General features: G+C 63.9%; 14 protein-coding genes. 3 read left to right on the plus strand and 11 right to left on the minus strand.

Annotated elements, in window-relative coordinates; genetic code table 11:
* Positions 1-68: 68 nt before the first annotated feature.
* Genes IC761_RS27120 through glpD form a run of 6 tightly spaced genes read right to left on the minus strand, consistent with a single transcriptional unit; the run spans position 69 to position 5,839 of the window.
* Positions 69-398 (minus strand): DUF2160 domain-containing protein, encoded by a 330-nt coding sequence (locus tag IC761_RS27120; RefSeq protein ID WP_195799744.1) that lies wholly within the window; start codon positions 396-398, stop codon positions 69-71.
* A 10-nt stretch (positions 399-408) separates the two neighbouring features.
* Positions 409-1,215, minus strand: coding sequence for a carbohydrate ABC transporter permease (locus IC761_RS27125; RefSeq protein ID WP_195799745.1), 807 nt, complete (start codon positions 1,213-1,215; stop codon positions 409-411).
* Entirely contained in the window at positions 1,215-2,117 is a 903-nt protein-coding gene (locus IC761_RS27130) for a carbohydrate ABC transporter permease (protein WP_195799746.1), read from the minus strand. The genes IC761_RS27125 and IC761_RS27130 overlap by 1 nt, the downstream gene beginning before the upstream one ends.
* Positions 2,117-3,202 carry an ABC transporter ATP-binding protein gene (locus IC761_RS27135; protein WP_195799747.1) on the minus strand — a complete coding sequence of 362 codons (1,086 nt, stop codon included), beginning with the start codon at positions 3,200-3,202 and terminating at the stop codon, positions 2,117-2,119. The genes IC761_RS27130 and IC761_RS27135 overlap by 1 nt, the downstream gene beginning before the upstream one ends.
* A 13-nt stretch (positions 3,203-3,215) precedes the next feature.
* Complete coding sequence (locus IC761_RS27140) at positions 3,216-4,292, minus strand: ABC transporter ATP-binding protein (RefSeq protein ID WP_195799748.1); 1,077 nt, start codon at positions 4,290-4,292, stop codon at positions 3,216-3,218.
* Positions 4,289-5,839, minus strand: a complete 1,551-nt coding sequence (gene glpD / locus IC761_RS27145) for a glycerol-3-phosphate dehydrogenase (RefSeq protein ID WP_195799749.1) — start codon at positions 5,837-5,839, stop codon at positions 4,289-4,291. Before glpD ends, IC761_RS27140 begins: the two co-directional genes overlap by 4 nt.
* 231 nt (positions 5,840-6,070) lie before the next feature.
* Between glpD and IC761_RS27150 the strand changes: the two genes are divergently transcribed.
* Complete coding sequence (locus IC761_RS27150) at positions 6,071-6,352, plus strand: type II toxin-antitoxin system Phd/YefM family antitoxin (protein ID WP_195799750.1); 282 nt, start codon at positions 6,071-6,073, stop codon at positions 6,350-6,352.
* The gene (locus IC761_RS27155; RefSeq protein WP_195799751.1) at positions 6,349-6,774 is read left to right on the plus strand and encodes a type II toxin-antitoxin system VapC family toxin; all 426 of its coding nucleotides are present in this window, start codon (positions 6,349-6,351) and stop codon (positions 6,772-6,774) included. Before IC761_RS27150 ends, IC761_RS27155 begins: the two co-directional genes overlap by 4 nt.
* Before the next feature lie 4 nt (positions 6,775-6,778).
* Here the strand turns inward: IC761_RS27155 and IC761_RS27160 are convergent, their stop codons facing one another.
* Together IC761_RS27160 and IC761_RS27165 are read right to left on the minus strand one after the other, a co-directional pair.
* A complete protein-coding gene (locus tag IC761_RS27160) occupies positions 6,779-7,624 on the minus strand; it encodes a DeoR/GlpR family DNA-binding transcription regulator (protein WP_195799752.1) in 846 nt (281 codons plus the stop codon).
* A 92-nt stretch (positions 7,625-7,716) separates the two neighbouring features.
* The gene (locus tag IC761_RS27165) at positions 7,717-8,403 is read right to left on the minus strand and encodes an HAD family hydrolase (RefSeq protein ID WP_195799753.1); all 687 of its coding nucleotides are present in this window, start codon (positions 8,401-8,403) and stop codon (positions 7,717-7,719) included.
* Between the two features lie 154 nt (positions 8,404-8,557).
* On the opposite strand from IC761_RS27165, the gene IC761_RS27170 reads away from it, so the two are divergent.
* Positions 8,558-9,010, plus strand: a complete 453-nt coding sequence (locus IC761_RS27170; protein WP_195799754.1) for a nuclear transport factor 2 family protein — start codon at positions 8,558-8,560, stop codon at positions 9,008-9,010.
* 180 nt (positions 9,011-9,190) lie between these two features.
* Here the strand turns inward: IC761_RS27170 and IC761_RS27175 are convergent, their stop codons facing one another.
* From IC761_RS27175 to IC761_RS27185, 3 genes are all read right to left on the minus strand, one after another.
* Positions 9,191-9,382 (minus strand): hypothetical protein, encoded by a 192-nt coding sequence (locus IC761_RS27175; RefSeq protein ID WP_195799755.1) that lies wholly within the window; start codon positions 9,380-9,382, stop codon positions 9,191-9,193.
* Between the two features lie 218 nt (positions 9,383-9,600).
* Complete coding sequence (locus IC761_RS27180) at positions 9,601-10,011, minus strand: acyl-CoA thioesterase (protein WP_195799756.1); 411 nt, start codon at positions 10,009-10,011, stop codon at positions 9,601-9,603.
* Between the two features lie 7 nt (positions 10,012-10,018).
* Positions 10,019-12,115 carry a 3-hydroxyacyl-CoA dehydrogenase NAD-binding domain-containing protein gene (locus IC761_RS27185; RefSeq protein WP_195799757.1) on the minus strand — a complete coding sequence of 699 codons (2,097 nt, stop codon included), beginning with the start codon at positions 12,113-12,115 and terminating at the stop codon, positions 10,019-10,021.
* Position 12,116: the final 1 nt, after the last annotated feature.

Consider the following 12,116-nt stretch of genomic DNA (forward strand, 5'->3'; position numbering starts at 1 on the left):
CCTCCGGTTGCAGCGACAAACTAAATCCAGGCCCGGGTAGACCCCGGATCTGCTCTTTCTCGCCTGCTTCAGACGGTGCGAAAAATCACCGCGCCTGAAACAAGCGAAATCACGGTTGCGAGCCAAAGGCTCGTAATCTCAACTCCCTCTTCCCCGATAGGCAGAGTAGCAATCGGGTCGGTGCCCACGAGACCGATCCACAACAGGTGGATGACGGCAGCCACGATCAGCGAGACGAACAGGCGATCGCCGCGCGTGGTCGGAATGCGCAGCACGCCGACGCGTTCGGCCTCGGGATACGCGGCCCCAAGCCAGGTCATCACGGCAAGCGTGCAGGCGAGCGCCGCAAAGAAGATCGCGGTCGGCAGCGTCCAGGCCATCCATGCGATGGATTCCATTGTCGCCTCCCTAGACCCGGCCGAGCGCGAAGCCGCGCGCGATATAGTTGCGGACGAACCAGATCACGAGAGCTCCCGGAATAATGGTGAGCACACCGGCTGCCGCCAGAAGCCCCCAGTCCATGCCCGCCGCCGACACCGTTCGCGTCATGACTGCCGCGATCGGCTTGGCGTTGACCGAGGTCAGCGTGCGCGCCAGCAGCAGTTCGACCCAGGAGAACATGAAGCAAAAGAATGCCGCGACGCCGATACCGCTCGCGATCAAGGGCACCAGGATCCTGATGAAGAAGCGAGGGAAGGAATAGCCGTCGAGGAAGGCAGTCTCGTCGATCTCGCGCGGCACGCCGGAGACGAAGCCCTCGAGAATCCATACTGCCAGCGGCACATTGAAGATGCAGTGCGCGAGCGCTACCGCCCAGGGCGTATCGAACAGCCCGATCGCCGAATAGAGGTTGAAGAACGGCAGCGCATAGACCGCCGCCGGCGCCATCCGGTTCGACAGCAGCCAGAAGAACAGATGCTTGTCGCCGAGGAAGCGATAGCGCGAAAACGCGTAGGCCGCCGGCAACGCCACGGAAATCGAGATAATGGTGTTGATAACCACGTATTCCAGCGAATTGACGTAACCGGAATACCAGCTCTCGTCGGTGAAGATGCGCTTGTAGTGCTGGAGCGTCGGGGCGTGCGGCCACAGCGTCATCGTCGAGACGATCTCGGCGTTGGTCTTGAAGCTCATGTTGACGAGCCAGTAGATCGGCAGCAGCAGGAAGATCAGGAACAGCCCCATGATGAGGCGGCGGCCGGGGATCGAATGCATCACACGGCTCCTTCCTGCGGCTTCCGCTCAGCGCCGGCATTGGTCATGACGGTGTAAAATATCCAGCAGACGATCAGGATGATGAGATTGTAGACCAGCGAGAGCGCGGCCGCCTTGCCGAGGTCGAACTGGCCGAGCGCAATCTTGACGAGCTCGATCGACACGAAGGTCGTCGAGTTGCCGGGCCCGCCGCCGGTGACGACGAACGGCTCGGTATAGATCATGAAACTATCCATGAAGCGCAGCAGCACCGCGATCAGCAGCACGCGGTTCATCTTCGGCAGCTGGATCGCCTTGAACACGGCCCAGCGCGAGGCGCCGTCGATCTGCGCAGCCTGATAATAGGCCTCCGGAATCGACTTCAGGCCGGCATAGCAGAGCAATGCGACGAGGCTGGTCCAGTGCCAGACGTCCATCACGATAACGGTGACCCAGGCATCGATGTCGTTGGAGACGTAATTGTAGTCGAGCCCGATGTGGTTGAGGACATAGCCGAGCAGGCCGATGTCGGGCCGACCAAAAATCTGCCAGATCGTACCGACCACGTTCCATGGAATCAGCAGCGGCAGCGCAAGAGTGACGAGGCAAGCCGCAACCGTCCAGCCCTGCCGCGGCATCGACAGCGCGACAACGATGCCGAGCGGCACTTCGATCGCAAGGATCACCAGCGAGAAGAACAGATTGCGGCCGAGCGAGGCGAGGAAGCGGCCGCCGAGATCGGTCGAGGGATCGAGCAACTCCTTGAACCAGCCGACACCGTTCCAGAAGAACTGATTGTTGCCGAAGGTGTCCTGCATCGAATAGTTCACCACCGTCATCAACGGCAGCACCGCCGAGAAGGCGACGACCAGGAACACCGGCAGCACCAGGAACCAGGCTTTTTGGTTGACGGTCTTGTCCATCAGGCGGCCCCCTCCACCAGAAGGCTGTCCGCATAGACGTGGACATGCGACGGATCGAACTTCAGCCCGGTGTTGCCATCCGAGCTCGCGAAGCCGGCAGGCGCGCGCGCGGCGAGCTTGGCGTCACCGAGACGCGCACGGGCAAAGCGGATGCGGCCGAGATCGTCGATGCGTTCGATCTTCGCCGTCAACAGGCCGGGTGCGGGCGCAACGGCCTCGACGAATTCTGGGCGTACACCGATCTCGATCTTGGCGCCCGCCGGCAGATTGTCATAAGCGCGATTGAGCGCGATGACGTGGCCGTCGATCCGTGCCTCCCGCCCCTTCACCTCGGCCGGCAGGATGTTCATGCCCGGCGAGCCGATGAAATAGCCGACAAACGTGTGCGCGGGCTTGTCAAATAGCTCGGCCGGCGTGCCGCTCTGCACCACGCGGCCGTCATGCATGACAACGACCGTGTCGGCGAAGGTCAGCGCTTCGGTCTGGTCGTGGGTGACGTAGATCATCGTGAGGTCGAGCTCGCGATGCAGCGCCTTCAGCTTGGAGCGGAGCTGCCATTTCAGCTCGGGATCGATCACGGTGAGCGGCTCGTCGAACAGCACGGCAGCGACGTCGGCGCGGACGAGGCCGCGCCCGAGCGAGATTTTCTGCTTGGCGTCGGCGGTGAGGCGCGTGGCCTTGCGGTTCAGATAGGGTTCGAGATCGAGCAGGCGGCCGATCTCGGCGACGCGCTTGTCGATCTCAGCCTTCGGCACCCCGCGGTTCTTCAGCGGAAACGCCAGGTTCTGCCCCACCGTCATGGTGTCGTAGATCACCGGAAACTGGAACACCTGGGCGATGTTGCGCTTCTGGGTCGACAGCGGCGTGATGTCCTGGCCGTCGAACAGGATCTTGCCGCGCGATGGCGTGATGATGCCGGAGATGACGTTGAGGAGCGTGGTCTTGCCGCAACCCGACGGCCCCAGCAGCGCATAAGCGCCGCCCTGCCGCCAGGTCATGGTCACCGGCTTCAGCGCAAAGCTCTCCTGCGGCGCATCATTGCCGCCGTAGGAGTGCGCGAGATCGACGAGGTCAATGCGTGCCATGGCGCATCCCCCCTTACGAGCTCGGAGCGGCGACCAAACGGTCGGCCGCATCGAAGACAAAAACGTCATTCGGATCGAGCACGGCATCAATGGTCTGGCCGGGCTCGAATTCGTGCACGCCGTGCAGCACCGCAACCCAGTTCGATCCGTCGCGGGTCAAATGCACGAAACTCTCCGAACCGGTGATCTCGGTCACCGTCACCGTGGCATGGAAGGCATGGCGGTCGGCCTCGCCATTGGCAAGCGCGAGCTGATGCGCGCGAAAGCCGACGCGGTAGGCGCCGTCGGCGAGCGACGAATAGAGGCCCGAGGCCGGCGAGGCCGTGCCGCCGGCATATTGCACAGAACCGTTCTTCTTCTCGATCCCGACGAGGTTGAGCGGCGGATCGGAGAACACCTGCGCGACGCGCAGGGTCTGCGGCCGGCGGTAGACATTGGGCGTCTCGCCGATCTGGAGCGCCTGGCCCTCCCACATGCACACCGTGTTGCCGCCGAGCAGAAGCGCCTCGCTGGGCTCGGTGGTGGCATAGACGAAGATCGCGCCGGAGGCCTCGAAGATGCGCGGCAGCTCGGCGCGCAGCTCCTCGCGCAGCTTGTAGTCGAGATTGGCGAGCGGCTCGTCGAGCAGCACGAGGTCGGCGCCTTTGACCAGCGCGCGTGCGATCGCGGTGCGCTGCTGCTGGCCGCCGGAGAGCTGGAGCGGCGTGCGCTTCAGGAAAGGTTCGAGCCGCAGCAATTTTGCGGCTTCCGCCACGCGCGTCTCGATCTCGGCGCGCGGCTTGCCCTGAACGCGCAGGGGCGAAGCGATGTTCTCGTAGACCGTCAGCGAGGGGTAGTTGATGAACTGCTGATAGACCATGGCGACCGAACGCTGGCGCACGTCGGCGCCGGTGACGTCCTTGCCGTTGACCAGAACCCTGCCCGTGGTCGGCTTGTCGAGGCCGGCGAGCAGCCGCATGATCGAGGTCTTGCCCGACAGCGTCGGCCCGAGCAGCACGTTGAGCGTGCCGCTCTCAAACGTCAGCGAGACGTCGCGGATGTGCGCGACCCCGTCGACGGTCCGGGTCACGTGATCGAGTGTCACGCTCATGAGCGTCCTCCTGCTTCCAGCAGCGGACTTTGCGGCACGGCGTGGGTCCTGATCCAGTCGTCGAGAGCGGCAATTTCGTCGGCAGATAGTCGCAGGCCGAGCTTGGTGCGGCGCCAGACAATGTCCTCGGCGGTCACCGCCCATTCATTGGCCATGAGGTAGCGCACCTCGCGTTCGGTCAGTGTTGCGCCAAAGGCCTGGCCGAGATCGGCGGCCGATCTTGCATCGCCGAGCAGCTTGATGGCGCGGGTGCCATAGGCGCGCGCAAGCCGCCGCGCATGCTCATGGCCGAGGAAGGGATAGCCGCGTTGAAGCTCGCCTATCAGGCCGTCGACGGCCGACACATCCATGTCGCCGCCGGGCAGCGGCCATTTGCCGGTCCAGCCCTCGCGCGCCTTCGCACTGCGAAGATAGGGCGAAAGCCGTTCCAGCGCCTCTTCGGCGAGACGGCGATAGGTCGTGATCTTGCCGCCATAGATCGACAGCAGCGGCGCGCCGCCGGGCGTGTCGAGCTCGAACACATAGTCGCGGGTCGCAGCCTTCGCCTCGCTGGCGCCGTCGTCATAAAGCGGACGCACGCCGGAATAGGTCCAGACCACGTCGTCTTGCGTCACCGGCTTGGCGAGATATTCGCTTGCAGCGGCACAGAGATATTGGATCTCCTCCGGCGTTGCCTTCACCTTCGACGGGTCGCCGTCATAGTCGCGGTCGGTGGTGCCGATCAGCGTGAAATCGTCCTGGTAGGGGATGACAAAGATGATGCGGCCGTCGGCGTTCTGGAACATGTAGGCGCGGTCGTGGTCGTAGAGCTTCTTCACCACGATGTGCGAGCCCTGCACCAGGCGCACCTTTGCTTTCGCGTTCACGCCGGCGCCGCGGCCGAGCACCTCCTCGACCCAGGGGCCGCCGGCATTGACCAGCGCACGGGCCTGGACCTGCGAGCGCGCGCCGGTCAGCGCATCGACCATGCTCACGGTCCAGACGCCGTCGGACTGGCGGATCTCGGTGGCGCGCGTGCGGGTGCGGATCTCAGCGCCCTTGTCGGCAGCGTCGCGCGCGTTGAGCACGACGAGACGGGCGTCATCGACGAAGCAGTCGGAATATTCGAACGCGCGGCTGTAGCGATTCGGAATCAGTGGTTTGCCGACCTCGTCGCGCCGGAGATCGACCGAGCGCGTTGCCGGCAACAGATGACGGCCGCCAATATGGTCGTAGAGGAAGAGGCCGAGGCGTAAGAGCCAAGCGGGCCGCAGCCCCGCGTGATGTGGCAAAACGAAGCGTAAAGGGCGGATAATGTGGGGCGCGATGCCCCAGAGAATTTCACGCTCGATCAGCGCCTCGCGGACCAGCCGAAACTCGTAATATTCGAGATAGCGCAGACCGCCATGCACCAGCTTGGTCGACCAGGACGACGTCCCGCTCGCCAGATCGTTCATTTCGCACAGGAAAACCGTGTTGCCGCGGCCCACCGCGTCGCGCGCGATGCCACAGCCGTTAACACCGCCTCCAATGATGGCGAGGTCGAAAATACGCTCCAACAGACGCATCCCCCGGCGACCCGCTCGTTCCGTCGAGCGGCTACTTTCGTTTTTGATTAGATCACACCGAAAAACGAAAGCAAGACGAAAGAGAGGGGACAGGAAATGAAAATGGAACTTTTTAATGGGCAATCGGCCGTTCGACTGAGCAGCCTGGGGGCAGCTCGACAGGCAAATCGCTCTTGAAATCGCCACGCCGTAGCTAATATAGTTATAATAGTCATATTGGTCCGCATCAGAATGACAGATCACAGCACCGCGCCCGATTCACCCGCGACGGATACGTGGACGCTTGCCAATGCCAAGGCACGACTGTCCGAAGTGATCGACCGTGCCCAAACCGGCCCCCAGATCATCACCCGCCATGGCAAGCCGAATGCCGTGGTCGTTTCCGCGGAGGAATGGTCGCGCAAGACCGCGCGCAAAGGCACGCTGGCCGAATTCCTGCTGGCCTCTCCGCTGCACGGGGCCGACCTCAAGCTTGAACGCATGCACGACGTCCCCCGCGACGAGATGCCGTGAACCTGCTGCTTGATACCAACGTGCTGTCCGAGGTTCAGCGACCGATGCCCTCTCCCAAGGTCTTGGCATGGCTTGATACGATCGACGAGGATCGCGCGTTCATTAGTGTAGCCTCGATTGCCGAACTTCGCCGTGGCATCGCATTACTGGAGGATGGCCGCCGGCGCACGGCGCTGGCCACCTGGTTGGCTCACGATCTACCAGAGCGTTTTGCCGGGCGCATGCTGCCGATCGACCACGCTGTGGCTGAGCGCTGGGGTGACCTGATGGCGGAGAGCCGCAGAAGCGGCGTCGCGCTATCGGTCATCGACGGCTTCTTTGCCGCCACCGCACTTGCAAATGGCCTCACGCTCGTCACGCGTAATGTAAAGGATTTTGCAGCATTCGGCGTGCAGCTATTCAATCCCTGGGACGACGTATAGGAATCTATCTTAACCGCACCACAGGCGCGGCTTCAGGCGCCGCATCCTGCGCATCGGCCTGGCCATCGTCGATATCCGCCCCCTTCGGCATCGCCTCGACCACTTCGATGCCCTTGCTGTGGCAGATGGTGGCGAGGCGCTCGGGCAGCTCCTGGTCGGTGACGAAGGTCTGGATCTGGGTCATGTGGGCGATGCGGACCGGCGCGCTGCGCCGCAGCTTGGTCGAATCAGCGACCAGCATGACGCTGCGGGCATTGGCGATGATGGCCTGCGCCACCTGCACCTCGCGGTAGTCGAAGTCGAGCAGCGCGCCCTCCTCGTCGATCGCGGACGCGCCGATGATGGCGTAGTCAACCTTGAACTGGCCGATCAGCTGTGTCGCGGTCGAGCCGACCACGGCGCCATCGGCGCGCCGCACCGTGCCGCCGGCGACCACCACCTCGATGCGCGGATGGCGATAGAGCAGCATCGCGACGTTGAGATTGTTGGTGATGACGAGCAGATCCTCATGCGAGGTCAGCGCGCTCGCGACCTCCTCGGTCGTGGTGCCGATGTTGATGAAGAGCGAGCAGCCATTCGGGATCAGGGATGCGGCCGCCGCCCCAATCGCCTTCTTCTCGTCGGCCGCGACGAAACGGCGCGCCTCATAGGCGAGGTTTTCGACGCCGGAGGCGATGATCGCGCCGCCATGAATGCGGGTCAGCGAGCGCCGTTCGCAGAGATCATTGAGATCCTTACGAATGGTCTGCGCCGACACTTCGAACCGGCGCGCGAGCTCTTCGACCATGACGCGGCCCGAGGCGCGCGCGATGTTGAGGATTTCGGCTTGGCGATGGGTCAATCCGGTCACGGCAAATGGCCTCAAATCAGAATGATGCATGGTGCGGCGGTTCGCGCGCGCGGTCAATGCGCGCGCCGATCACGGTTAATGGATGACGCCCCTCACCACGCCATGACACGCGCCAGGCGTGCGAGCAGTTCGGGATCGTCGAAGGCACTCGCGGAGGCGACCGCGCCGGCGGCAACAAGGTCAGCATCGCTGAGGCTGGTCCGGATGCCGATGGTCGGAATGCCGGCGGCGGTTGCCGATTGCACGCCGGAGCGGGAATCCTCGAACGCGATCGAGGCAGCCGCACTGGCGCCGACAAAACGCAGGCCCTCCTGATAGGGCAGCGGATGCGGCTTGCCGTGCGGCAGCTCGTCGCCGATCACGAGCGCCTTGAAGCGGTGCATGATGCCGAGGCCAGACAGCAGCAGCTCGGCGTTCAGCCGCGGCGCGTTGGTGACAGCGACCATGGGAATGCCGGCGGCATCCGCGCGGTCGAGCAACGGCATCAGCCCGGGCAGCGGCTCGATCTGCCCCGCGACGAGGGTACGGAACACTTCCTCCTTCTCGCCGAGGATCGCGGCGCGCCTGTCCACAGTTTCGTCGGGCAGAAAGCGCTCGCCAATCGACGCATTGGCAAAGCCTTGTAGTTCCCTCGAGAAGCGCGCGTGATCGAAGACATGGCCGCGAGGACCGAGCACGTGGTTGAACGCCTTCAAATGTAGCGGGTCGGTGTTGGCGAGCGTGCCGTCGATGTCGAACAGCAACGCCTTTCTCATCTCCCTGCCGAGAGTCTCGATCATGTCCGTACTTTCCAGAATGCGCGGCGCATCAATGCAGAAGGCGTATCAATAGAGCTTCGCGCGTGCAATGGCGCATCCACATGACCATGCGGTGACACTCGACAAAGCCGCGTGCGGCTGCAACACTCACGGCAAGATCAAAAAGGAGGAAACGATGACGATCAACCGGCGCGACCTGGCGCTCTCGACTCTTGCTGTCTCGGCCCTTGCACTCGCAACACCGGCGCTAGCGGCCTCTGCCGACGAAGACGCCGTGGCGAAGAAGGTCGAGGCCTTCCGCCTCGCCCAGATCGCGGCCGACCCGAAGGCGCTCGGTGCGCTGTGCTGGGACGATCTCAGCTACAGCCACTCCAGCGGCAAGGTCGAGGACAAGGCGACCTTCATCGCGAATGCCACCGACGGAAAATCGAAGTTCCTGTCGATCGACTACAAGGACCCGACCATCAAGGTCATCGGTCCCGCCGCGATCGTGCGCTTCCATTGGATCGCGGAACAGGAGATGGCGGCCGATGGGAAAAAAGTGCCGACCAATCTTCACATCCTGATGAACTGGCAGAAGCAGGGCGACGAGTGGAAGCTGTTGTCGCGGGCGGCAACGAAGTTGTGATCGTTTGCTTTCCCTCTCCCCTTGTGGGAGAGGGTGGCTCGCCGCGATAGCGGCGAGACGGGTGAGGGGTTGCCGCAACGAGCACCCCTCTGACTTTTGAATTTGTGGAGATACCCCTCATCCGGCGCTTCGCGCCACCTTCTCCCACAAGGGGAGAAGGGATGACGGAGTTCGCGGCGCCTACGCCGCCTCCTTCACATCACCGTTAACCAGCTTGCGCGCGGCGCGCTCGGCTTCGCGGGCGTTGCGGAAGAGCTGGCCTTCGAGGCGATTGAATTGATGAGACGAGGCGAAGAAGCAGTAGCCGCCTTGGCCGCGAACGACGATACCCGCGGTCTGCGAATTGACTTCAATGATGTAGCTGTCCGGCATGCCCGTAGATTCCTCAGTGCGGGCAAATAACGGTACATCTGCCCAAAGGTTCCTGAGGGCAAATGAACCGGTTTCCACCCCGAATCGACACGCGATTGAGTACGCCGGGACCTCATCCCTTTTATGACCCGTTCTTGGCAAAGAAGCGACGCGATGACTTAGTGATGCCGTGATCGCTAACAGCAATGACATCGAGGATGAGGGACCGCGCCGCGCGCTTACTTCGCGATCGGTGTGTCGATCGAGCGAACGGGCTGCGGGCGGCCATGTTCGTCGATCGAGACGTAGGTGAAATTGCCGTCGGTCACGAGGAACGGATGCTCCTCGCCGCGGCGAAGCGCCCAGGCTTCGAGATGCACCGTAAGCGAGGTGCGGCCCACGCGCACGAGATTGGCGTGGACCGAAACGAGATCGCCGACATAGACGGCTTTACGAAAATTCATCGCCTCGATCGCCACCGTCACGGTGCGCGACTTCGCGACCTTCGAGGCGAACACGCCGCCACCGACGTCCATCTGGCTTAGCAGCCAGCCGCCGAAGATATCGCCATTGGCATTGGTGTCGGCGGGCATCGCCAGCGTGCGGATGCAGAGATCGCCGCTTGGCTCGGTGTCGGCCTGTTCGCTCATGTGCCTCTCACTTGAAGTGGTCCCAGCCCGCATCGGGCGCGAAGCGTCCGCCGAATCGCTCAGTGAGCGCCTGCAAGGTGGATACGACATTCTCCACGCCGCGTGTGCGCGCATAGTTCACCGGACCGCCTCGGAACGGTGCATAGCCCGTACCGACGATCATGGCGCCGTCGACTGCATCCGGATCGTCGACGATGCCCTCACGCAATGCCGCAACGCAGACATTGGACATCGGCAGCACCAGACGGTCGATCATCAGGTCGGTGACGCGCGGGCCGGTCTCCGGCAGCGGTGATTTCTCCGCCTTGCCATCCTTCCAGGTGTAGAAGCCCTTGCCGGTCTTGCGGCCAAGCTCGCCCTTGGCGACCTTCTCGCGCAGCCAGGCCGGTGTCGGCGGCAGCAGGTCCCCGAACTTGGTGCGCAGCATGTCGCCGACGTCGAGACAGATATCGAGCCCGACCTGGTCGGCCAGCTCGATCGGGCCCATTGGCATGCCGAACTGCTCGGCGGCGGCATCGATCAGGCGCTGGTCGGTCTTCTCGTCCAGCATCACCATCGCTTCCAGCATGTAGGGCGTCAGCGCGCGGTTGACGAGGAAGCCGGGCGAGCTCTTCACCGCGAGCGGCAGTCGATCGATCGCGCCGACAAAGGCGAGCGCCTCCGTCAGCACCTGCGCGTCATTGCCGTCGTGGCTGACGACCTCGACCAGTTGCAGCCGCGACACAGGATTGAAGAAGTGCAGGCCGACCAGCCGCTCCGGCCGCGCCAGCGTGGTGCGCAAATCCTGGAGTGGAATGCTGGACGTGTTGGTCGCAAGGATCGCGCCCGGCTTCATCCGCGGCTCGAGCCCGGCATAGACCTTCTGCTTGAGCTCGAGCTTTTCCGGGACAGCCTCAATGATGAGATCGGCGTTGCGCACGCCCTCACCGTCCATGTCGGGGATCAGGCGATCGAGCGCGTCGCGTACCTCGGTCGGCTTGCGGATGATCTTGCCGTAAAGCTCGGCGGCGCGCTTGACCGCGCCCGCTATCGGCTCCGCCTTCATGTCGGCGAGCGAGACGCGCAGCCCCTGCCCCGCGCACCAGGCGGCGATGTCACCACCCATGGCACCGGCGCCGATGACGTGGACGTGCTTGACCGTGTTGCCGCTACCGGCCGCCTTCCTCATCTGCTCGCGCAGGAAGAACACGCGGATCAGATTCTGCGCCGTCGGCGTCACCATCAGCTTGGCAAAGGAGGCCTGCTCCGCCTTCAGCATCGCGGCCTTGCTGCCGCCATGCGTCTCCCAGAGATCGATCAGCGCGTAAGGCGCGGGATAGTGCTCGCGGGGTGCGGCCTTCGCCGCCTCCGAGCGCATGCGCTTAGCCAGCAGCCCACGCACGGGACCGAGATTGGCCGCGCGCGTCAGCAGCCCGGGCTCGGCTCGCTTCAAGCGGCCGAACAGCACATCCTTCACGGCGCCACGGACATGGCGCTCCTGCGTCACGGTGTCGACGAGGCCGAGCGACTTAGCGCGCCGCGCATCGATGGTCCGTCCGGTCAGCATCAGCGCCATCGACTGGGTGGGGTTGACCAGCGCGGTGAAGCGCGCGGTACCGCCGAGACCGGGATGCAGGCCGAGCATCACCTCGGGAAAGCCGAACCGGGCGCCGTCGATGGCGATGCGCGACTGACAGGCGAGCGCAACCTCGAGCCCGCCGCCGAGGCAGAAGCCATGGATCACCGCGACTGTCGGCAGCCTCAAGGCCTCGAGATGATCGACCACCGCATGCGCGGCGCGGATACGCGTCTCCACCATCTCGGGATCTGACGCGCCCCGGAATTCGTTGACGTCGGCCCCGGCAATGAAGCCAGACGGTTTGGCCGAGCGGATCACGAGACCGGCGGGACGCTCGGTCTCGATTGCCGCAAGAACGGTGTCGAACTCCTCCATCAATTCGGCGGACAGCGTGTTGGCGCTGGCGCCGGCGCGGTCGAACAGGAGCCAGGCAACGCCATCGGCATCGCGCGTCAGCTTGAAGTTCTTGTACGGACCGTCGGCTGCGGGCTCAGGCCCGAGCGTCAGCACGCGGTCGCCGAGCGCGGTCATGATCTTCGAATCCATG

This window comes from Bradyrhizobium commune (assembly GCF_015624505.1).
In the GTDB taxonomy this organism is placed as follows: Bacteria; Pseudomonadota; Alphaproteobacteria; order Rhizobiales; family Xanthobacteraceae; genus Bradyrhizobium; species Bradyrhizobium commune.